At 63.1% G+C, this 22,968-nt stretch carries 16 protein-coding genes; 7 read left to right on the forward strand and 9 right to left on the reverse strand.

Features of this window, described 5'->3' with window-relative positions; genetic code table 11:
• Positions 1-172: 172 nt before the first annotated feature.
• Entirely contained in the window at positions 173-967 is a 795-nt protein-coding gene (locus tag GNZ12_RS04760) for a DeoR/GlpR family DNA-binding transcription regulator (protein ID WP_172309262.1), read from the forward strand.
• Entirely contained in the window at positions 964-2,142 is a 1,179-nt protein-coding gene (locus tag GNZ12_RS04765; RefSeq protein WP_235993604.1) for an MFS transporter, read from the forward strand. Before GNZ12_RS04760 ends, GNZ12_RS04765 begins: the two co-directional genes overlap by 4 nt.
• Here GNZ12_RS04765 and GNZ12_RS04770 read toward each other — a convergent pair.
• The 6 genes from GNZ12_RS04770 to GNZ12_RS04795 all read right to left on the reverse strand — a co-directional run bounded on the left by GNZ12_RS04770 (position 2,065) and on the right by GNZ12_RS04795 (position 9,116).
• Positions 2,065-2,958, reverse strand: coding sequence for a sterol desaturase family protein (locus GNZ12_RS04770; protein WP_172309263.1), 894 nt, complete (start codon positions 2,956-2,958; stop codon positions 2,065-2,067). The two genes, GNZ12_RS04765 and GNZ12_RS04770, sit on opposite strands and share 78 nt — an antisense overlap.
• Positions 2,959-3,235: 277 nt before the next feature.
• Positions 3,236-3,952 carry an OmpA family protein gene (locus GNZ12_RS04775; RefSeq protein WP_172309264.1) on the reverse strand — a complete coding sequence of 239 codons (717 nt, stop codon included), beginning with the start codon at positions 3,950-3,952 and terminating at the stop codon, positions 3,236-3,238.
• Positions 3,953-4,048: 96 nt separating this feature from the next.
• Positions 4,049-4,813, reverse strand: a complete 765-nt coding sequence (locus GNZ12_RS04780) for a flagellar motor protein (RefSeq protein WP_172309265.1) — start codon at positions 4,811-4,813, stop codon at positions 4,049-4,051.
• 71 nt (positions 4,814-4,884) lie between these two features.
• Positions 4,885-6,129 carry a Crp/Fnr family transcriptional regulator gene (locus tag GNZ12_RS04785; RefSeq protein ID WP_172309266.1) on the reverse strand — a complete coding sequence of 415 codons (1,245 nt, stop codon included), beginning with the start codon at positions 6,127-6,129 and terminating at the stop codon, positions 4,885-4,887.
• A gap of 180 nt (positions 6,130-6,309) precedes the next feature.
• Positions 6,310-7,692, reverse strand: coding sequence for a sigma-54-dependent transcriptional regulator (locus GNZ12_RS04790; RefSeq protein ID WP_172309267.1), 1,383 nt, complete (start codon positions 7,690-7,692; stop codon positions 6,310-6,312).
• The gene (locus GNZ12_RS04795) at positions 7,677-9,116 is read right to left on the reverse strand and encodes an ATP-binding protein (RefSeq protein ID WP_216673095.1); all 1,440 of its coding nucleotides are present in this window, start codon (positions 9,114-9,116) and stop codon (positions 7,677-7,679) included. The genes GNZ12_RS04790 and GNZ12_RS04795 overlap by 16 nt, the downstream gene beginning before the upstream one ends.
• Before the next feature lie 367 nt (positions 9,117-9,483).
• Here GNZ12_RS04795 and GNZ12_RS04800 point away from each other — a divergent pair, with 367 nt between their 5' ends.
• The 4 genes from GNZ12_RS04800 to GNZ12_RS04815 are packed head-to-tail and all read left to right on the forward strand — an operon-like array spanning position 9,484 to position 18,638.
• Positions 9,484-10,692 (forward strand): efflux RND transporter periplasmic adaptor subunit, encoded by a 1,209-nt coding sequence (locus tag GNZ12_RS04800; protein ID WP_172309269.1) that lies wholly within the window; start codon positions 9,484-9,486, stop codon positions 10,690-10,692.
• Between the two features lie 12 nt (positions 10,693-10,704).
• Entirely contained in the window at positions 10,705-13,770 is a 3,066-nt protein-coding gene (locus tag GNZ12_RS04805) for an efflux RND transporter permease subunit (RefSeq protein ID WP_172309270.1), read from the forward strand.
• 6 nt (positions 13,771-13,776) lie between these two features.
• Positions 13,777-17,010, forward strand: coding sequence for an efflux RND transporter permease subunit (locus GNZ12_RS04810; protein WP_172309271.1), 3,234 nt, complete (start codon positions 13,777-13,779; stop codon positions 17,008-17,010).
• Positions 17,007-18,638: an efflux transporter outer membrane subunit gene (locus GNZ12_RS04815; protein ID WP_235993605.1), complete on the forward strand. Its 1,632-nt coding sequence runs from the start codon at positions 17,007-17,009 to the stop codon at positions 18,636-18,638. The genes GNZ12_RS04810 and GNZ12_RS04815 overlap by 4 nt, the downstream gene beginning before the upstream one ends.
• Positions 18,639-18,733: 95 nt before the next feature.
• Here the strand turns inward: GNZ12_RS04815 and GNZ12_RS04820 are convergent, their stop codons facing one another.
• The 3 genes from GNZ12_RS04820 to gltP all read right to left on the reverse strand — a co-directional run bounded on the left by GNZ12_RS04820 (position 18,734) and on the right by gltP (position 21,931).
• A complete protein-coding gene (locus GNZ12_RS04820) occupies positions 18,734-18,937 on the reverse strand; it encodes a hypothetical protein (RefSeq protein ID WP_172309272.1) in 204 nt (67 codons plus the stop codon).
• A gap of 339 nt (positions 18,938-19,276) precedes the next feature.
• The gene (locus GNZ12_RS04825) at positions 19,277-20,551 is read right to left on the reverse strand and encodes an aminotransferase class V-fold PLP-dependent enzyme (RefSeq protein ID WP_172309273.1); all 1,275 of its coding nucleotides are present in this window, start codon (positions 20,549-20,551) and stop codon (positions 19,277-19,279) included.
• A 54-nt stretch (positions 20,552-20,605) separates the two neighbouring features.
• The gene (gene gltP / locus GNZ12_RS04830) at positions 20,606-21,931 is read right to left on the reverse strand and encodes a glutamate/aspartate:proton symporter GltP (RefSeq protein ID WP_172309274.1); all 1,326 of its coding nucleotides are present in this window, start codon (positions 21,929-21,931) and stop codon (positions 20,606-20,608) included.
• 116 nt (positions 21,932-22,047) lie between these two features.
• Between gltP and GNZ12_RS04835 the strand changes: the two genes are divergently transcribed.
• Complete coding sequence (locus GNZ12_RS04835) at positions 22,048-22,959, forward strand: LysR family transcriptional regulator (RefSeq protein WP_172309275.1); 912 nt, start codon at positions 22,048-22,050, stop codon at positions 22,957-22,959.
• Positions 22,960-22,968 lie beyond the last annotated feature (9 nt).

The following is a 22,968-nucleotide window of genomic DNA, read 5'->3' on the forward strand; positions in this document are numbered from 1 at the left end:
TGCCTCACCGCTTTGCCGCCTCACCGCTTTGCCGCTTTGCCGCTTTGCCGCTTTGCCGCTTTGCCGCCTCACCGCTTTGCCGCTTTGCCGCTTTGCCGCCATTGCACATTCCGCTCGTTTATGATAACTTTTGCTCGATTATGATAGTTTTGCAATCGAGCAAGGTGAAGTCATGCAACGAACGCGACAGGATGCGATGGACGGGCTTCTGCCCGAGGAACGGGAACAGCTGATTCTGGAACGGCTACGGGCGCAGGGCCGCGTATTGGCGTCCGAACTCGCGGCTGAACTCCAGACATCCGAACACACGGTTCGCCGTCACTTGCGCGAGCTGGCCGATCAGGGCCATTGCAAACGCGTCTATGGCGGCGCCCTGCTGATCTCGCCTTCCGCCAAAAGCGCAGCGGTCCGCATGCACGAAGCCGTGGACCGCAAGGCCTGTCTCGCCACCACCGCTGCGTCGATCGTCCGGCCAAAGCAGATCATTTTGCTGGACGCCGGGTCGACCAACGTCGCGATTGCCGCGGCTTTGCCGGACAACGCGGATCTCACCGTCGTGACGAACTCGCCTGAGGCGTGCGCGCGGCTCCTGAACCGGCCGGGGTTCGACATCATTCTCATCGGCGGGCGCATCGCTCAGCACGCAGCCGGCTCGACCGGCGCCACGGCCTTGCTGCAGATCCAGCAGATCAAGCCCGACCTGTGCTTCCTGGGCGCGTGCGCGTTCGATCCAGACGAAGGGGTCGCCGCCTTCGAGGCCGAAGACGCTGAACTCAAGCGCGCGATGGTCAAAGCCAGCAGCCAGATCGCCATTGCCCTGACATCGGAAAAGCTGATGACCGCCGCGCCGTTTTTCGTGGCGCCAGCTGACGCCGTGGACTACCTGTTCGTCGAAGCGGATGTGACAGCCGAGCGGCGCGCCCGGCTCGAATCGGTCTGCGACAACGTGATGGTGGCGCGCTCATGAAGTCACTCGCTCAACCGGTCAGTACGCCGTTCATGAAGCCGCTCAAGGAACGTGTGGCCACCCTCGGGGTGTTTCTCGCCAACGGCTTCGGGATCGGCGCCTGGGCGGTCGAGGTGCCGCGCATCAAGGAAAGCCTGTCCCTCAGCGACGCCTCGTTAGGCATCGCATTGTTCGCGTTTGCGCTGGGGGCCATCGTCGCGATGCCGCTGGCGGGCCAGTTGGCGCCGCGCTTCGGCAGCGGCCGGGCCACCGCGCTGCTCAGCGCGGCGTTTGTCGTGGCGCTGCCGTTCCCCGCCTTCGCGCCGAACCTGGCAACGCTGTGCATCGCGCTCCTCGCACTTGGCGCGGCGAACGGCGCGCTCGACGTGTCGATGAACGGCCACGCCAGCACGATCGAAACGCAATGGAAGTCGCCGATCATGTCGTCGTTTCACGCGTCCTGGAGTGCGGGCGGCCTGCTCGGCGCGGCAACCGGCGCCATGCTCCAGAAAGGCGGCATCGGCGTGATCGGCGGTCTCGTCCTGCCAGACGTGTTCATCGCCGTCCTCATGGTCGCTGCCGCAGCGCTCGCGTTGCGCGATCTCGGTCCCCGGGTGGCCGCCTCCTCCAATGGATTTGCGTGGCCCACTGCCGGTGTGATGAAACTGGCGATGCTCGCGTTCCTGTGCATGCTGGTGGAAGGCGCGGTCGCTGACTGGAGCGCGGTGTACCTGCGCTCGGCCTTAAGCGAAGAGGCCAGTGTCGCCGCCGTCGGCTATTCCGCGTTCGCATTCTCAATGGCCGCCTGCCGCCTTGTCGGCGACGTCTCCGTGCGACGCTTCGGCTCGAGCAAGGTAGTCGGCCTCGGCGGTCTGCTGGCGGTGGCCGGGTTCGCGCTGGTGTTGAGCCTGCCGACCGTGTTCACGGCTTGCGCGGGCTTCGCGATGGTCGGCGTCGGCCTCGCGAATATCGTTCCTGTCATTTTCAGTGCGGCGGGCCGCTCCACCGTCACGCCGGCTGTCGGCGTGTCGATGGCGGCCACGGCGGGCTATGCCGGTTTCCTGATCGGCCCGCCCCTGATCGGATTCGGCGCGGGCTTGCTCAGCTTGCGCCTTGCGTTATGCGTGCTCGTCGTGGCGACCCTGATCGTTTGCCTGCTGGGCGGCAAAGCGGTGCGCAGCGCGAGGCTGGCCTAGATCACGCCCGGCATGCGAGCGCAGCGGCCAGCTCAGCGCGCCGAGCAGCGAGCGCGGTTGTGCACCGTCGTCCAGACCCGTGGCCGGCCATTCGTGCTTCGCCGGCACCCATAACGTGCCGAACAGGTGGTCCCACAGCGGCAGCAATTGCGTGAAGTTGTAGTCGAAATGCTCGGCGCGGTTCGAGTGATGCAGGCGATGGTATTGCGGATTGTTGACCCACGTCGTGAAGCGGCCCAGGTCGACGCGCAGGTTCATATGCGCGAAGTAATTGCCGAACATGAAAATGATCGAGGTCACGCCGAAGATCCACGGCTCGACCTTGAACAGCACGCCCGCCACCGGATAAAGCAGGCAGCCCTTGATGAGCACTTCGAACCAGTGATGCCGGAGCGTCACAGTGACATTGAACTCGGTGGCGCTATGGTGCAGCGAATGCAGCTTCCACAGCACGGGCCATGCATGCTGCAAGCGGTGAAACGCATATTCGAGCAGATCGAACGTCAATAGCACGACCACGATGGAGGCCAATGCGCCCCATCCCCGCGAGGCCAGCACGACCCAGCCGCCGCCGAGCGCATTGACGATCGCGACACTGGTCATCGCCATCAGCGGCCGCATGGCTTCCGCGAGCGCCAGATACAGTGCGGCGTAGACGAGGTTAAAGCGCTTCCCGGCGCGCGATTGCAATAACTCGGCCGGCCTGGGCCGCTCCAGCACCGCGCCCACGGTCATCATCACCAGAACGAGCGCGTAACCGTGGAGCCAGCGGCTCGCATGGTCCAGCAGTTCGGCAAATGGGCTCGATGCAAACATGTGATTCCCCGGTCAATACGGTCCGTTCGATCGCTCAGCCACCCGACCTGGCTGCCATGATCGGGAACAGTCGACCCACGGCCCGGATCGCCGACGGGCTCATCAACACGGCAGGAGGCGTCGGGACAATGAAAAACATCAGAGGAAAGTGCGGCTTTAGCGCGATCTTCGCAGCCTGTTCCGCGGCGCGCAAGTACCGTTTGGTGCGCAGGTTCTCGGTATAAACACGTAGCGACCGGCATGGCGCGATTCGCCATGCGTTCACGGATCTTGTCACTCAATATTCCACGAGGATGGTGACGCGGCGATTCGCGGCGCGCGCTGCCGCATCGTCGCCGATGATCAGGGGGAAATTGTCCGCCCTGCCGATGGCGGCCATTCTGTGAGGTTCGATTCCTTTGTCGGCGAAGAATCGAACCACAGCACCGGCTCGCGCCGACGACAGCTCCCAGTTGGATTCGTATTTCGCGGTCGATATCGGCACACTGTCCGTGTGTCCCTCGACGAGGATGTTGTTCTTTGACCGGTCGCGCAGCACCCCGGCGATCTGCTCCAACACCCCAGAAGATTCCGGCAACAAATGCGCGTCGCCCGAGTTGAAGAGCACCTTCGCGTTGATGGCGATTTCCACGCCCTGCGAGGCATTTGAAATCGTAATCTGCCGGTTATCCTGCAGCGGCGCCAGCAATGAAAGTAGCTGCCGCCTTGCGGCATCCGGCGCGCCAGGCACGGCGACCGGTGTGTGAGCGCTGCCGGCGGCCGACTCCGTTTTCATCTCATGGCGCTCGAGCATCTTTATTTCGAGCTCCCGGTTTTTCGCCAACTGCAGCACATAAAGCGCAAGGAACAACACCATCAGCGTGGTGACGAGGTCCGCATAGGAAATCAACCAGCGCCCGGACTGCGCCTCATCATCGCCGTCGCTGCCGTCATCGTGGTGCTGATAGCCGGTTTTGTTTGCGGCGAGGCGCCGGTTACCCGAAGAAGTGTTCATGGTCGAAACGTCTGCTTCCGAATTGCGTTTGAATGGGCGCCTGGCGAGTTTTAGCCAACCGGTCGAGACCGGCTTCGAGACCCGCTTCGAGACCGGTTAGCCGAGCAACTCAGCCGATCTTTCCCGGATGTCGCCCGCGAGCCGGGTTTCGATCGTGTGGGGCGACTCCTTGCGCGATATCGCAAGCAGGCCATCGAGGTATAAACGCCTGAAACGCAATTCGCTATCCACCTGCGCCCGGATCTTTCCGTACAACGGCAGAAACACCAGGTTCGCCAATGCGAGACCGTACAGCGTGGCCACAAAAGCAACGGCAATCCCTTGCCCGAGTTGCGCCGGCTCGAGCATATGGCCGGTGACCTGAATCAGGCCGAGCACCGCTCCGAGGATGCCGAACGTCGGCGCATAGCCACCGGCCTGCTGCCAGATCCGCGCGGCCGCCATGTGATTGCGCTCATAGGCATCCAGTTCCCGCTGCAAGGCGTCTTCGAGCACGGCAGTCGACACGCCGTTGGCCAGCAGTTCCAAACCTCGTTTGGCAAACGGATTGATGCCGCCCGCCTCGATCGATTCGAACACGAGCATGCCGCTCACCTTCGCCTGATCGCCCCACTCGAGCAGGACCGACAAGCTTTCCCGGTCGACCTGCCGCGCTTTCACAAAAGCGAGGCGCAACTGTTTCAAGCCGTCATAAAACCTGGCCCACGTGTTCTGGATCATCACCGCGCCGAAGGTGCCGCCCACCACGATGACAAACGCCTCCAGCTGAAACAGTGAGGTGAAATGCCCACCTTCGAGCGAAAAGCCGGCCACGATGGCCGTCACGCCGAACAGGGCGCCGAATAGCGTCAAAAGATCCATATATCCTCTCGAACGGCCGCTCTGGTCATCGGAGCGGACCTGAACGCGGCCCGTTGTCCGACCACCAGGTGTCAGGCATTCACATTGGAAAGCGGCGCAGCATTGGCTGCCGGGGATTTGATCGCGCGTACGGTCTCGATGAATCGCTCCTCGATCTCGGCAACCTCGAGCGGATCGATCTTGATTTCACGCCGCATGACCCACGACACCTCCTTCTTGCGCGCCTCGGTCATCACCGAGAACAAACGATCGGCGACCGGCTCGCCCGTCACGGCGGCAAGCAATTTCGCGAGGTCATAGGTGTCGAAAGCGCTCACGGCTTCGAACAGGGTTCGCTGGTCGACAAACTCCAGATCGTCCAGCGACTTCAGCTCGCTCGTGCCACGGGGATTGCGCCGGGAAAAATACGTGATGCCCTTTTCCTCGACGTAGTTCAATACCTTGGTCTTGCGAAACGCGAAGATGTCTTCGGCGATTTCCGCATGCGAGAGCTTGTTGAGAATCAGATTCTTCTCGACACCGATCAGGGCTTCCAGGTCGGCCAGCTCGATCAGCTCCAGTTCACTGTTGATTGAAACATCGAGATCGTGGTCCGCCACCTGCTGAGCCCGTTCCGTGATCCGCACAGGATCGAAAGTCACGAGCTGCCGGCCGGTTGCGCCGTCCTGCGCCGAATAGCGCGCCGACACGGTGCTCACGCGATCGGAGCGGCCCGGTTCGAGCGTCACGAGGTTGAGTTTCTCCATGCGCTTGAGCATCGCCATCACATGCGGACGGGAATGGCCGGCAATCGCATGGCACTTCTTGATGACTTCCGGCAGAGGCACCGAGCACTCCTCCCCTTGAGCGCGGCGCGCGCGTCCGTCCAGCCGGTCTGCGCTCTCGGTCCCCGCCATCAGCGACAGAACATGCGCGTACGAGAGAACACCTGGCAGAAAATCAGCATGCGTATTGGTGGCAAGGACATCGTCCTTCTTCTTCACGCGTCGAATCATGGTGCGCACGATATGGCGCAGCAGCGGCGACACGCGCTCGAGCTCCTCTTCCACGACCTTGGCTGCAATGACGGTCAATTGACAGAAGCTAAGGGCTTTCGCGGTATGCGCTCGTGGTTCGGCCGGCAACAACGACGCTTCGCCAAAAAACTCGCCCTTGCCGAGGGTGGCGAGGATGACTTTCTTTTCGTCGCATTGGGTGGAGATTTCGACTTTGCCGTCTGCGATCACGTAGATGACGGCGTCGCCTGCGAAGCCTTCCGAATAGATGACTTCGCCCGGAGCCGCTGCGCGCGACCATGGCGATCGTTGTTGATTCAAGATTCATTCCCCCGAAGAGCTATTGCCTCGTGCATCCCGCGCCTTCGTAAGGCACGGGTATGTGCGATGGTCCCGACTTATGGGCTTGATAACGACATGCAAAACGCAAATCTTTAACCTGATAAATCGTCAGACCAATAGCGGCAACGGCGCAAACGTTTGGCGAGCCGTTCGCTGTGACTACACCTCGCCTTCACTACGCTCGCTGCCTTCAATACCGTCCTTGCCCTCGTGTGGAGCGTCGGCCACCTCGATCCCATAGCGCTTGAGCTTTGCGTAAAGCAGTTGCCGGTTTACATTGAGCCGACGTGCGGCGTCGGTGCGGTTGTTGCCGCTATGTTTTAACGCGCGGCGAATCAGCATTTCCTCGAGCCGTGCGAGTGCCGAGGGCAGGTCTTCGTCCGGCCAGTCGACCACGGGGTCCTGCCGCGAGCGCGCATCGTCGAGGAACGTCAGGTCGGTCGCGTGAATGTATTCGCCGCGCACCATCACCGCGGCCCGCTCCATCGCATTCTTGAGCTCGCGCGCATTGCCGGGCCAGCCATAGCGAATCAGATGCGCGGCCGCGTCGGCGGAAAGGCGCTTACCCGCCGTCGCGCGATTCAGAAAATACTCGGCGAGCGGCACGATGTCGGCAATCCGTTCGGACAGCGGCGGCAAGTGGATGGGCACCACATGCAGCCGGTAGAAGAGATCCTCGCGAAACGTGCCGTCATGCACACTGCGGATGAGATCGCGGTGGGTCGCCGCGATCACGCGCACGTTGACCGGCACCGGCTTTCCACCGACCGGTACGACCACGCGTTCCTGCAACGCGCGCAGGATCTTCGCCTGCATGGCAATGTCCATATCGCCGATCTCGTCGAGAAACAGGGTGCCGCATTCAGCCTGGCGAAACGCCCCTTGCCGATCGGCGCTCGCGCCGGTGAATGCGCCACGAACATGGCCAAAGAGTTCGCTTTCCAGCAGATCGGCGGGAATCGCCGCGCAATTGACGGCGACGAACGGCCCGCGATTGCGCTGCCCGTGCTCGTGAATCGCGCGCGCAACCACCTCTTTGCCGGTTCCCGTGTCGCCCGTGACCAATACCGTGGCGTCGCTATCGGCGAGCACACCGATCGTTTTCTGCACGGTGCGCATCGCCTCGCTCGAACCGATCAGCGCCTCGGGTTCCTCAGCGCAAACCCCACCGCCGGACTCCTCGACGCTGGCTAGCATGCGCTGCAGCACCTGGGCAAGATCGGCGCGGCCAATCGGCTTGGTCAGATGATCGAAAGCGCCCAGACGCATGGCTTCGATCGTATTGGACGCCGTCGCGTGGGCCGTCAACACGGTCACCGGGGGCGCACCGTCGCGCTCGCGCATGCGGCGCAGCACCTCGAGCCCGTCGATGCCGGGCATGCGCAAGTCGAGGATCATGGCGTTGACGGCCTCGGTGTCGAGCAGCTCGAGCGCCAGCATGCCGTTGGCGGCCATGCACGCGCTATGGCCCAGGTCGATGACCACTTCGGCGAGTGCATCGCGCATGGTCGCGTCGTCGTCGACGATCAGGATGTGGGCCATGGCAAGATAATCTCGAAAGAGGTTCCGTTGTCCGTCAATATAAAACGCGCCGAGCCGCCGTGCGCTTCTGCCACTTCACGCACAATCGACAAACCCAGACCCGTTCCATCCGGCCTCCCGGTCACGAACGGCTCGAAGAGATGATCCCGAATGGCCTCGGGCGGGCCCACGCCTCGATCGTGCACGGATAAGACTAGCGCATCCGTGCGGTGCACCGCCGCGACGTCGATCCGGCTGCCTTCCGGCGCCGCATTGATCGCGTTCAGAATCAGATTATCCATCGCGCGCTGAAGCTGGTCCGGATCGAAACGCGCCTCCTCGGGGTCGGCCGTGCAGGCAATCGTCACCTGCTTCGCTGCCGCACGCTCAGTATGCTGCGCAATACACGCGTCAAGAAACGCGCTGACGTCGATCCGCTCACGCTTGGGTTCGTCATGTTCAGTAATGCTCAGCAGCCGGCGCACCAGCGCGTCGAGCCGCTCGATCTCGCCGAGGATCACGCGCAACGCCTGGGGCTGACGCTCGGCCCCTCCGGCCACCGCACTCTCGGCTTTCAGACGCATCGCCGCGATGGGGTTGCGGATCTCATGCGCAACCCCGGCCGCGACCCGGCCGATCGCGGCTAGCCGCTCGGCGGTCGCCATCTGCCGCGCGAGTTGGTCGCCCCGCAGCCGCGCAGCGGAGAGCCGGCGCCCGGCCTCGTTCAACGCCAGCACGATGCGATCCAGCTCGCGTTCGCGCGTGGCCGGCAGCTCCGGCATATCGGCGACGTCGTACGTATTGAGCGCCGCCTCGATCTGCGAGACGTGGCGCGACCAGGTCATGGTCAGGTGCGTCAACAAGGCCGCGGCAACCAGCACCGTGACGAGCAGCACGGCTTGCCCCGCCATCATCTGATAGTAGCTGCTGCCCGCAAAGGTGAAGGTCCACGTCATCGTCCAGGCGCTCAGGTGGGGGACCGGCCCCGGTAGCGGACATGCCGCGATCAGCAGGGTTCCGGAGAGCACGCCGTAACGGTTGCTGGCCGCGCGGTCGCTGCTCGACGCGGCGGCATTGGTGGCGCGGATGCGCGGCAGCTCGCCGCCGGGCGGATCGGTGCGTGCGGTGGCGCCCTCGTAGGTCGGAAAGGCGTAGGCCACCGAGCCCATGTCGCCCTGCCAGATGCCGCCTTGCACGCCCGGCCGGTTGCGCAGCGCGCCTTGCACAAGCGCGGTCAGGCGGGCGCGCTCGGCGGCATTGTCAGGTGCGGACGAGAACCCCGCCAGTTCGGCGCCATGCAGGCGGTACGCCGCGGCAATCGATTCGCAGGCGCGGCTGTTCTCAGCCGCCGCCTGGCCGACCCGCGCCGCAGCCGACTGATGGAACAGCCCGATCATCAAGGTGGCCGTCGCGCCTGCGGCGACCACCAGCAGCACGAGCAGCACGATAAGACGGCCGCGTAACGATCGAAACATGAGGGTCCTGGTGTGTTCGGGCGTTGCACATCGACAAGACGATCTGATGCGAATGGTATGCCAGGCTGAACCGGACCGGCATGACACCGGCCGGCAGCCCGCGCCGCCGCAGCCGTCGCGCTGACGCGACGCGCAGGTCCGATGAAAGCGCGCGCCGGATTGTCGTGCCGGGTTGTCGTGATTTGCGACAGTGCCCGTCACAAATCACGACAACCCGACCTATCTCGCGCGCACCAGCCCCGGCGCATCGGGGCCACTCACTTGGCATAGTCGTTGCAAATCCTGGCATGCAGCCTCTCGATGGCGGCACACCCCCGCTTTCGCGAACGAGGCGCGCATGAAAAGACACCAACTGAACTGGACCGCCGCCGTAGTGATCGTGTTGCTGGCTGTAGCGGCGGTCTGGTTTTTTCACTTCCGGCATCCCGTGCAAAAAGCACCGGCGACGCCGCGCGGCACGCCTGTGTCGGCCGTCGCCGCCAGACTGGCCGACGTGCCCGTTTACATCGATTCACTCGGCACCGTGACGCCGACGCGAACCGTGACGGTGATCACCCAGGTCAACGGCATACTCGATTCGGTCGACTTCAAGGAAGGCCAGTTCGTCCATCGAGGCCAGGTGATCGCGCGCATCGATTCGCGCGCACTGGAGGCGCAGCTCGTGCAGGCGCAAGGCACGCTAACCCATGACAAGGCCGCGCTCGCCAATGCGCAACTCGACCTGCAACGCTACCGTCAGTTGATCAAGATCGGCTCGATCACCCAGCAGACGCTCGATACCCAGGTGGCGACCGTCAATGAAGATCAGGGTACGGTCGTCTCCGATACCGGCAATGTGAAGAATCTGCAGGTACAGGTGAGCTATTGCACGATCACCTCACCCGTGGACGGCGTGGTGGGTTTGCGCCTCGTCGATCCGGGCAACTACGTGACGACCGCCAGCACCACCGGCGTCGCGGTCATCACGCAGTTGCAGCCGGCCACCGTGGTGTATGCGGTGCCCGAAGACTATCTCGGCCAGATCCGTCAGGCGATGTCGCGCGGTGCCGTCGCGGTACTCGCCTATGACCGCGACAAGAAGACCCTGCTGGCGCAAGGCAGCTTGCTCGCCGTCGACAACCAGGTGGACACCGCCACCGGCACGATCAAGGTCAAGGCTGAGTTCCCGCAGTCCGGCGACGCGTTGTTTCCGAATCAGTTCGTGAACGCGCGCATGCAGGCGGACACGTTAAATCAGATTCCCGTGATCCCCACGGCGGCGATCCAGCACGGCACCAACGGCGACTTTGTATTCGTGGTCGGCGCAGGCGGCAAGGTCGCGCTGCGCAATGTGAAGGCCGGCCCGGTCAGCGGCGACAACACGGCGATTCTCGACGGCGGCGTCAAGGCCGGCGAGCAGGTGGTGACCGACGGCGCCGACAAGCTCGACAACGGCTCCGTGGTGCGCGTGGTGGCGGCGGCGCCGGCGCGCGCATCCGCGGCTTCGGCCGCCTCGGCTTCCCCAGCCTCGTCCGCTGCGGCCGCGTCCAGGGTCACGTCCAATTAGCGGGCGGCCTCCATGAACATTTCCCGCCCTTTCATCGAGCGGCCAATCGCGACCTCGCTGCTGATGATCGCCGTGCTGCTCGCCGGCCTGCTCGGTTACCACCTGTTGCCGGTCTCCGCGCTGCCGGAGGTCGACTACCCGACGATCCAGGTCTATACGCAGTATCCAGGGGCAAGCCCCGATGTGGTCAGCTCGTCGATCACCGCGCCGCTCGAAGTCCAGCTCGGCGAAATGGCGGGACTGAAAACCATGAACTCGACGAGTTCGAACGGCGTCTCGATCATTACGCTCGAGTTCGATCTCTCGCTCTCCCTCGACGTCGCCGAACAGGAAGTGCAAGCGGCCATCAACGCGTCCGCCAGCTATCTGCCGGCCAACCTGCCCTACCCGCCGGTCTATAGCAAGGTGAATCCAGCGGACGCACCGGTCCTCACCCTGTCGCTCACCTCGAACGTGCTACCGCTCACCAAAATCGAGGACCTCGCCGATACCCGCCTCGCGCAGCAGATCTCGCAGATCTCCGGCGTCGGCCTCGTGACGATCAGCGGAGGTCAGCGGCCGGCGGTGCGTATCGAAGCCAATTCGGGTGCGCTCAATTCCTTGGGTCTCTCGCTCGACGACGTACGCACTGCGCTCGGCAACGCCAATGTCAATCAGGCGAAAGGCAATCTGGACGGCAAATACCAGGCGTATTCAATCGGCGCGAACGACCAGTTGCAGACGGCCGATCAGTACCCCGATGTCATCCTCGCCTACAAGAACGGCGCGCCGATTCGCCTTGCGCAGGTCGCGAAATCGGTCGAGGCCGCCGAAGATGTCCAGCAGGCCGCGTGGACCAACACCACGCCCTCGATCGTGCTCAATATCCAGCGCCAACCCGGCGCCAACGTGATCGACGTGGTGGACCGCGTGCAGCGGCTGCTGCCGCAATTGCGCGCGAGCTTGCCCGGCACGCTGCAAGTCGACGTGTTGACCGACCGCACGCAAACCATCCGCGCCTCGGTTACCGACGTCGAGTACGAACTCGGGGTGGCCGTCGCGCTGGTCGTGATGGTGATTTTTATCTTCCTGCGCAAAGTGGCGGCGACGGTGATTCCCGCCGTGACGGTGCCGCTGTCGTTGATCGGCACACTGGCGGTCGCTTATGGGCTCGGCTTCTCGCTGAACAATCTGACGCTGATGTCGCTCACCATCGCGACGGGTTTCGTCGTGGACGACGCCATTGTGATGATCGAGAACATCACGCGCTATATCGAGGCGGGCGACAAGCCGCTAGAGGCCGCCTTGAAGGGCTCGAAGCAGATCGGTTTCACGATCATTTCGCTGTCGGTTTCGCTGATCGCGGTGATGATCCCGCTGCTCTTCATGGCCGACGTGGTGGGCCGGCTGTTTCGCGAATTCGCGCTGACGCTCGCCATTGCAATCGTGATCTCGGCAATCGTCTCGCTGACCCTCACGCCGATGATGTGCTCGCGCATGTTCAAGGAGCATGAGGCGGAACATCGCGTCGATTTCTTCGATCGCGTGAATCGCCGCTACGGGCAGGCACTCGGCTGGGTGCTGGCGCATCGCGGGCTGACGCTGCTGTCCGTGGCGCTCACGGCGGCCCTGACCTTCCTCATCCTGGTCCTGATGCCCAAGGGTTTCTTCCCGGAACAGGACACCGGTCTGATCGAAGGCATCTCGCAAGCCGCGCCGACCATCTCGTTCCCATACATGGTCCAGAAGCAGCAGCAACTGGTCGGCGATCTGCTGAAAGACCCGGCAGTGGCAAGTCTGTCTTCGTTTGTCGGCATCAATCAGACCAGCCCCACGCTCAACCAGGGCACCGTGCTGATCAACCTGAAGGACAAAGGCGATCGCGATAGCAGCGCCGCGGTGATCCGGCGCCTCGCGGACGCCACCGGCAGTCTCGCCGGCATGCGGCTGTTCCTGCATCCCGTGCAGGATCTGACGCTCGACGACATGATCTCGACCACCAGCTACCGCGTCGGTCTGCAGGCCACCGATCCGGTGGTGCTCGATCAATGGACCGGCAAGCTGATCGCCGCGCTCCGGCAAAACCCGGCGTTTGCCGACGTGCAAAGCCAGGCACTGCAGCAGGGCAACCAGATCCAGTTGACATTCGACCGCGCCACCGCCTCGCGTCTCGGCGTCACGCCGCAAGCCATCGACGACGTGCTGTACGACGCCTTCGGCCAGCGCCAGGTTTCGACCATCTATACGCAGCTCAACCAGTATCACGTCGTGCTGGTGGCGGATAAAACCACCGGCGATCTGTCCGACCTGCTCTCCGGCCTCTACGTCGACACGTCGTCAGGCGGTGTCGCGCCGCTCGCCAGCATGGCAACGATGAAAGTGATTCATGCACCCGTGACGATCAACCGCCAGGGGCAATTCCCGTACGCGGACGTCTCGTTCAATCTGCAACCCGGCTACACCCTCGGCACCGCGGTATCGCGACTCGCCGACATCGAGAAGCAGATCGGCCTGCCGCTCACCGTGCAAGCCTCGCTGGAAGGGACAGCGGCGACCTTCCAGTCATCGCTCTCCAACGAGGCGTTTCTGGTGGCGGCCGCCATCATCGTGGTGTATCTGATGCTCGGCGTGCTGTACGAAAGCTTCATCCATCCGGTCACGATCCTCTCGACGCTGCCCTCCGCGGCGCTCGGTGCCCTGCTGGCGCTGGTCATCACCGGCACGCAGTTCGACATCATCGGGCTGATCGGCATCGTGTTGCTGATCGGCATTGTGATGAAGAACGCGATCATGATGATCGACTTCGCGCTCGAACTGGAGCGCAATGAAAAACTGCCCGCCGTCGACGCGATTCGCCGCGCCGCCGAACTGCGCTTCCGTCCAATCCTGATGACCACCATGGCGTCGATGTTCGGCGCCGTGCCGCTCGCGTTCGGCACCGGCATGGGTTCGGAACTGCGGCATCCGCTCGGCTTCGCGATCATAGGCGGCCTCGTGATCAGTCAATTGCTGACGCTGTTCTCCACGCCGGTCATGTATCTCGCCATGCATCGCGTCGAAGACCGCTTCAGCAAGCGCAAACCGGCCACCGCGGAGTAACGCGCGATGAACCTCTCCGAACCGTTCATCCAGCGCCCGGTCGCCACCACGCTGATGGCGACCGGCATCGCGCTATTCGGTGCGCTCGCGTTCAAGCTGCTGCCGGTTGCGCCGCTGCCTGAAGTGGATTTCCCGACCATCAGCGTGGAGGCGACGCTGCCCGGCGCCGATCCGAACACGGTTGCCACCTCCGTCGCCACGCCGCTCGAACGCCAGTTTGGGCAGATCGCCGGCATCACGCAGATGACCTCGGTGAGCTCGCTCGGCGCGACCCGCATCACGATTCAGTTCGACCTGAACCGCAATATCGACGGCGCGGCGCGTGACGTGCAGGCCGCCATCAACGCGGCGCACACCAACCTGCCGGCAAACCTCGACGGCAATCCGACCTATCGCAAGGTGAATCCCGCCGACGCGCCGATCCTGATCGTCAGCCTGACGTCGGATTCGGCGACCCGTGGGCAGCTCTACGATGCGGCCTCCACCGTGCTGCAACAGAAGCTGCTGCAAACACCCGGGGTCGGCGACGTCAGGGTGGGCGGCGGCGCCCTGCCGGCGGTGCGGATCGAACTGAATCCGGATCGCGTGAATCACTACGGCATCAGTCTCGAACAGATCCGCGCGGCCATCGTCACTTCGAACGTCGACCGGGCGAAGGGCTCGACGGCGGTGGGCGGCGTCAAGTACACCATCGGCGCCAACGATATGCTGTACAACGCACCGGACTACGCGCCGCTGATCGTCAAACAGAGCGGTAACGACGTGGTGCACATCTCCGATCTGGGTTACGTGCGTCAGGACGTCGAGAATCTGGAGAACTTCGGCCTATCGAACGGCAAGCCCGCCGTGCTGCTGATCGTCTACAAGCAGCCGGGTGCGAATGTCATCGAGGCGGTCGACAATGTGAAGGCCGCGCTACCGTTTCTGGAAGCGTCGATCCTGCCGACCATCAAGCTGAACATCCTGATGGATCGCACGACGACCATCCGCGCCTCGCTGCTGGAAGTGGAAATCACGCTGGCGATCTCCGTGCTGCTGGTCACCGCCGTGACCTTCGCGTTCTTTCGCAACTGGCGCACCACGCTCGTGCCGGCCATTGTCGTGCCGCTTTCACTGCTCGGCACCTTCGGTGTGATGTACTTTCTCGGCTTCAGCCTGAACAACTTGTCGCTCATGGCGCTGACCATCTCGACCGGTTTCGTGGTGGACGACGCGATCGTGGTGGTCGAAAACATCATGCGCCACCTGGAGCGCGGCGAGCCGCCGATGCTGGCCGCGCTGAACGGCGCGCGCGAAGTCGGCTTCACGGTGCTGACGATCAGCGTCTCGCTGATCGCGGTGTTCATTCCGCTGCTGCTGATGGGCGGCATCGTCGGGCGGCTGTTTCGCGAGTTTTCGGTGTCGCTTTCGGTGGCGATCATCATGTCGATGCTGATCTCGCTCACCGTCACGCCGATGCTCTCGAGCATTGCGTTGCGCAGCAGCGGCGCCGCTCATGCGGAGCACGAGTACCCCGACTCGCGCTTTCACCGCTTCTACGGCCGCACGCTCGGCTGGGTGATCCGCCATCCGGTATTGATGGGGATCGTCACGATTCTGGTCCTGGCGTTCAACGTGCTGCTGTATATCGTCGTCCCCAAGGGATTTTTCCCGCAGGAAGACACAGGCCGATTGATCGGTCAGATACAGGCCTCGCAAAGCATTTCGTATCACGCCATGCAGCAGAAATTCCTCAAGATCAATCAACTGGTGCTGAGGAATCAGAATGTCCAGGCGGTGGGCGGTTTCATGGGCGGCTCCAATGCGATCAATACCGGCTTTCTGTTCGTCACGCTCAAACCGCTCGGCACGCGCAAGGCGACGGCCGACCAGGTGATCGCCCAGGTGCGCCGCACGCTGGGCGATATTCCCGGCGCGCGACTGTATCTGCAATCGGCCCAGGACATTACAGTGGGCGGACGGCAAAGCGGCGCGCAATACCAGTTCACCATGACCGCCGACGAGCAGACCGACCTCGACAAGTGGGTGCCCGCCGTGGTCGCCGCCATGCATAAGCTGTCAACGCTGGAGGACATCAATACCGACCAGCAGGACAACAGCATGCAGGCGAGCATTGAAGTGAATCGCGACGCGGCCTCGCGCCTCGGCGTGAACTTCGATTCGATCGACCAGGGCCTGTACGACGCCTTCGGCCAGCGCCAGGTCTCGACCATCTACAAGTCCGCCAACCAGTATCACGTGGTGATGGAATTCGCGCCCGAGTACTGGACCGATCCCGCGGCGCTGAAGGGCATCTATGTGCCGGCCGGTGCGCCGGCCACGTCGAGTGGAGGTTCGACCGGCGGCGGCACGACGAATGCGCCGAGTGTCGCGACATCGGCGAGCGCCGCTGCGGCGGCCGCTGCCGCAGCGAGCGCGGCGGCCGTGTCCGGCCCCGGCAGCCAGACGGTCACGCCTTCGACGGCGGTCCTGTCGAACGGCAACGCCCTGGTGCCGCTGTCGGCGATCGCGCATTTCTCGATCGGCAGGACTGCGATCTCGATCAATCACCAGGGCACCTTTCCCGCGGTCACCGCGTCGTTCAATCTCGCCCCGGGTGCGTCGATCGGCCAGGCCACCCAGCAGGTCGACGAAGCCGTCGCCCAGTTGCGCATGCCGGCCAGCATCGTCGGCAGTTTCGCGGGCACCGCGCAGGTGTTTCAGGAAGCCGTGGCGGACGAACCGATCCTGATCATGGCCGCCTTGATGACGGTGTATATCGTGCTCGGCATGCTCTACGAGAACCTGATCCACCCGCTGACGATCCTCTCCACCCTGCCCTCGGCGGGGGTCGGCGCGTTGATCGCGCTACTCGTGACGAATACCGAGTTGTCGATCATCGCGCTGGTCGGCGTGATCCTGCTGATCGGTATCGTCAAGAAGAACGCGATCATCATGATCGACTTCGCCATTACCGAGGAACGCCAGTCCAATTTGCCGGCGAAACAGGCCATCACGCGCGCCTGCCTGATCCGCTTCCGTCCGATCATGATGACCACCAGCGCGGCGATCCTCGGCGCGATGCCGCTCGTGTTCGGTTCGGGCTACGGCTCCGAGTTCCGCAAGCCGCTCGGCATTTCGATTATCGGCGGCCTGCTTTTCAGCCAGATGCTCACGCTCTATACGACGCCGGTCATCTATCTGTGGCTCGACCGGGTCCATCGGCGCATGCGGCGCCACAAGAAGGACGCACGATCATGAAGACGAGGCCATTGTTTGAGCTGATGGGTTCCGTGACGTATTCGGCGACGTGTTTGGCGACGTGTTCGGTTACGCATTCGATTGCGTCTTCAGTTACGTCTCCGGTTCCCTCTTCGCACCGCACGCGCCTCACGCAACGTGCCCGCCGCGGTGCCTGCATCGCGCTTGCCTCGCTGTCTATCGCGGGCTGCGCCGTCGGCCCGGATTACAGCAAGCCGACCGTGGCGATCCCGGCGACTTTCAAGGAAGGCGTGAACTGGCAACGCGCACAGGCCGATCCGCAAGCGTCGCTCTCGAGCACCTGGTGGCGCATGTATCAGGATGACACGCTCACGCAACTGATCGGGCAGTCGCTCAACGCCAATCAGTCGATCGCCGCGGCAGAGGCAGCCTACCGGCTCGCGCAGGCCACCGTCGACGCCAACCGCGCGAGCCTCTTTCCGGTCGTCACGGCCGGCCTGTCCGCCAAGCGCAGCGGCACCGGTCCCGCGGCGGCCAGCAGCGGCATCAGCAACACGACCGGCAGCACAGCGGCGGGCGTGCGCAACTCGGTCAGCGCGACCGCGACGGCAAGCTGGGAGCCTGACCTCTGGGGCGAAATCCGCCGCGAGATCGAGTCGGCCAAAGCGAGCGCGCAGGCAAGCGATGCCCAACTGGCCGGCGAACGCCTCTCGATCGCCGCGAGCGTCGCGACCGACTACTTTGCGCTGCGCCAGGCCGATCTGGATATCGCATCGCTCAAGCAGCAGCAAAGCGTCGATGAACGCATTCTGGACATCACGCGCGCTGCGTTCCTGCAGGGCACCGCATCGAACGACGAAGTGCTGAGCGCGCAGGACACGTTAGAGGTCGTGGTGGCCGATCTGCAAAGTACCGAAACGTCGCGCGAACAGGACGAACATGCGATTGCGGTGTTGGTCGGCCAGCCGCCGGCCGGCTTCTCCGTGCCGCCGAAGCTCGACTACGTCTTCGCCAATCCGCCGGTACCGCTCGCCTTGCCGTCGCAACTGCTCGAGCGGCGCTACGACGTGGTCAGCGCCGAACGCACCGCCGCGTCGGCGAACGCAAAAATCGGTGCGGCCGAGGCCGCCTTCTTCCCGGTGCTCGATCTCACCGCGCAGGGGGGATTCGAGCACAACATGTTCGCGCATCTGTTCTCGTTGCCGAGCCGCGTCTGGACGCTGGGCCCCGATCTTGCCGCGACGATCTCCGACGGCGGCGCACGCAGCGCGGCGGTGCGCGAAGCACGCGCGACCTATGACGAGGATGTGGCCGCCTATCGCGGTGCTGTGCTGACGGCGTTTCAGAATGTCGAGGACAGTCTGTCATCGATCAATCATCTCCAGCAGCAGACGCAGGCTTTCGACAACATTTACCAGCGTAACCAGCAGTTGTTTGCCAGCGAACGCGCGCAATTGCTGGCCGGCACGGCAAGCGAGGAAAACGTGCTGACGCAGCAGCTCACCTTGTTGCAGGCCGAGCAATCGCTCAAGGATAGTCAGTCGCTGTTGACGCAAGGCAGCGTCGCGCTGATCAAGAATCTGGGGGGCGGCTGGCAGTGGGATGAAAACAGGCAGGCAGCGGTCAATGCCGAAGAAACCAGGGCGGATTCCACGCCGGCGCGCTAGATCGCATCTATTACGCGCCTACAACACTCCCGAGCTTCGGGTGATGTCTCGCGCAGGCAAAGCAGGACGGGGCCGCATTCACCCTGCGCCTTCGCTCATCCCCCTGCGCCCATGCGCAGACGTTCCAGTAGTTCGCGACCCTGGCGGGTGAGTCGCAGCGTCGATCCTTGCGGATCACGCTGCCGTATTTCCACGAGCTCGTAATGGTGTAAGGTCAATACATCCGGATCGAAAGCTTCCAGGCGCTTGTCCGTGTCGCCAAGCAGCATGAGAGTCGCGAGTTCGTGATGGCTAAGCATCCGGCACCTCCATTGATCGATACATGGGCGATGGGGACATCCTAGCCACGCGACACTACAGTTCGACTACGATTTTGTTTCAGTGAGTTACCTGCAGCGCTGTAAGCGTGGGCGACAAATCGTTGCCACGCCTTGCGGCAAAGGGGCTATACGCAGTGTGTGTGTCAGAGGGGAGTAAAGGGGCGCAACATTTTTTGTGCGCCACGTAATTGGGGTCTGCGTACGGGTCGCGGAACCGGCGGGCCGGGCGTGTCGCCGGTTATGCCGTCACCCGGTTTTACGAATCCGCTTAAGCGCGTGGCGCCACGGTCCGGGAGAACCCGGACCGTGGCTTCATCATCAAAGTGTGCTCAGCGTTTCGGTAATCGAAAGAAAACGCTCGACGTCGCTGGGTGCGTGACAGTGCAGCGGCGAAATCCGCACCGCGCCGGCGAGATCGAACGACTTCAGCATCCGGCCGGAATACAGGCTTGACGCGATCCGTTCGTAGACGATCACGCCACGTTTTTCGTACTCGCGTACAGCATCGGTGGGGCTCAGGTTCGTGAAACCGATACCGAGGATCAGATCGCGCTGCGTCAGATCGGCGTGATCCCAGAACACGTCCACACCGTCGAGCCGCCGCAGGCCGCGCCGCCCACCCTGACCGTCGAGCAGCGCCGCCAGCAGCGCGCGCTCATGCAACTCGATGCGTTTCATCCCTTCCACGAAAAGCGCCCGGCGCGTATCGGCATCGCTGAATTGAGCACCGATCCACGTCACGTACTCGACAATCTCGGTCACGACCGCAAACTGCGCGGGTGCCGGGCTGCCAAGCTCCCACACGCCTTCCTGTTTCGCGTCGAGACGGTGATGCGGCAAAACGGCCACGCGCGGCGACAGCCAGGAAATACCGGAGCCGCGGCAGCCAAAAAACTTATAGGGCGCGAAATTGATACCGTCGACCCGCGTATTCTGCAGATCGATGACACCATGCGGCGCGTGCTGGACCGCATCCACGACGATGAAGAGTCCGGGTTTTTTCTCTCTCGCGCGCTCAACGAGTGTCGCGATGTCGAACTTCGCGCCGGAAATGTTCGATGCCGCCATGACGCTGAGCAGCGCCGTGTCCGTGTCGATCAACGACAGAATCGCCTCCACGTCCACCCCGCCCGTCTCCGGATTGCTGGGCGCAACACGCAACGACTTGCCTGTGCGTTGTGCGTAGTACGTCATCGCGTCGAAAGAAGACGGATGCTCAAGGATCGTCGTGACCGCGTTGGTGCCCGGTACGTTCTCCATGATCGCGCGCACCATGTCGAACATCGCGCCCGACGCGGTCAGCGACGTGTAGATGCTGCCGTCCTTCGCGTTGAGGATCGTGCGGATATCCGCCTCGCCGCGCTCCTGAATGTCCTGTAGATGGCGTGCGCGCGCGTGGATGCGCTCCGGGCAATCGGGCAGCGCGTCGATTCGCGCGAACGCGTCGACGGCCGCCTTGAGGCGGAACGAGCCACCCGCGTTGTCGAAGAAGAGCCGTTCGCGCCCGTCGATGTCCTGGTCGACATGGTGAAACCGTGCTTTGATCTCCTCAATCAACGACGCGGAAAAAAATTCGCCTTGCCTACTGCTCATCTGAATGCTCCTGACCTTTTTGCTAAATGATTGTCGTGCTGCGAACTGTGCCGCTCAAGCGTCGAGCGACGCGAGATACGCTTTGCCCTTCTGCGCGTCGTACCGGCCTTCCCATTTGGCGATGACGAGCGGCGCAAGCGCGTTGCCCACCACGTTAAGGGCGGTACGTCCCATGTCCATGACACGATCCACGCCGGCGATGAAAGCGAGCCCTTCGAGCGGCAGCCCCGCGCTTGCAAGCGTGGCGAGCAGAATCACGAACATGAAGCCCGGCACGCCAGCCGCGCCCTTGGACGTCACGACCATCGTCAATACAAGGACTATCTGTTCCTGCCAGCCGAGATGAATGCCGTACAGTTGCGCGACGAACAGCGTGCCGATGCCGAGATAGATCGAAGCGCCGTCGAGATTGAACGTGTAGCCGGTCGGCACGACGAAGGTCGCGATGCTCTTCGGCACGCCGTAGTCTTCCATCTTCTTCATCAGTTGCGGCAGTACCGTTGCCGAGCTGCAGGTCGAGAACGCGATGATCAGCTCGTCCTTGATGACACGCAGCAGCGTGAAGATACGGAAGCCAAACAGCCGGGCCGTGATGCCGAGCACGACGAGCACAAACAGCACGATCGCGAGGTACGTGACGGCCACCAGCTTGAGCAGTGGCAGCAGCGACCCGAAACCGAAGCTCGCAACTGTCACCGCGATCAACGCGCACACACCGATCGGCGCGTAATGCATCACCATGTTCGTCACCTTGAACATCGCTTCCGCGACGCCCTTGAGCATGGCGATCACCGGCTTGCGGAATTCTTCCGGGACCGACTGCAGGCCGAGGCCGAACAGGACCGAAAAGAAGATCACCGGCAGCAGGTCGCCTTTCGCCATCGAAGCGAGGATATTGTCCGGAATCACGCCGAGCAGGAGGGCCATCAATCCGTGATGGCCCTGCATCTGCTGGGTCATCTGCTGATAGCGGGAAATGTCGGTATGGCCGAGTTGCGACATATCCGTGCCCACGCCCGGCTGCAGCACGTTGCCGAGCACAAGGCCGAGCAGGATTGCGATCGTGGTAATCACCTCGAAGTACACCAGCGTCTTCAGGCCGATGCGCCCGAGCGATTTGCCGTCTCCCACGCCAGCGATTCCGACCACCATGCTGGTGAATACGATCGGCACGACAATCATTTTTATCAGCTTGATGAAGATGTCGCCGGCGGGCTGCAACAGCCCGGAAATGGTCGCGTCCCGCATTTGCGGGAAGTGGTTCAGCACGAGTCCCGTCAAGATGCCGATGACGAGACCGATCAGGATCTGCCACGCGAGGCCGACACGCGGTTTGCGCGCGATGTGATTGACGGGCGGGCTTTCGACGACGGTATCCATGCTCTCTCCAGATTGGGGACGGGGCGATGGAGGAACCTTAAGTAGCCGAAATAAGTAAAAAAAGCGATTTTTTTATATGAGAAACTATCGCTTTATTTCATGTGAAGGATGGCGCGATGCTGACGTTCAAGCAGATGGAAGCGCTGTACTGGATCGTTCAGCTCGGCTCGTTCGAAGCGGCTTCGAGCCGGCTCAACACCACGCAATCGGCCGTTTCGAAGCGGATTCAGGAGCTCGAGCGCGCCTTCGACCTGACCGTATTCGACCGTGCGCACCGCAGCGCGCGGCTGACGCCGAAAGGCGCCGAGTTCTTCGCCTATGCGAAGGAATTGCTCGAACGGCGTGACCAGATTGTCGAGCGGATCAGCTCGAAGGAGGCGCTAGTGCGCCAGGTCCGCATCGGGGTGACTGAACTGACCGCGCTGACGTGGCTGCCTCGCCTGATCGGCGCGATCCAGGCCGCGTACCCGAAAGTTGTCGTCGAAGCCGAGGTGGATCTGAACGCGACGCTGCGCGACCGGCTCGCCGACGACACGATCGACATCATCGTCGTTCCACAAATCCACAGCACTGAGCCCTTCGCGATGACGAAGGTCGGTGAAGTGGATAACGCGTGGATGTGTGCGCCTGCGCTGGCGCCGAAGAAGGCGGCCATTTCGCTCGCCGAGATTGCGCAGTATCCGCTGATCCTGCAAGGCGGTCTGTCGGGAACGGGCTTTATCTATAGCCGTTTTCTACAGGAGCACGGCGTCAACATGCAAAGAATTCTCGCGAGCAACAGTCTGATCGCGCAAATCGGACTGACGCTGTCGGGGCTCGGCGTCAGCTATCTGCCGAAGGCGTGCCTGAACCATATGGTCACACGCGGCGCGCTCGGCATAATCCAGACGCGACCCGCGCTGCCGCCCGTTTCATACGTCGCGCTGCATCGGGCGGAACAGCCGCGTTCGCTCAATACCGAAATCGCGCGACTCGCGGCACAGTGCTGCGATTTCAGTTCGAACCTGCTCGATCCGGGCCGGGTCTGAGCGAGACCG

Source organism: Paraburkholderia solitsugae (assembly GCF_013177695.1).
Lineage (GTDB): Bacteria > Pseudomonadota > Gammaproteobacteria > Burkholderiales > Burkholderiaceae > Paraburkholderia > Paraburkholderia solitsugae.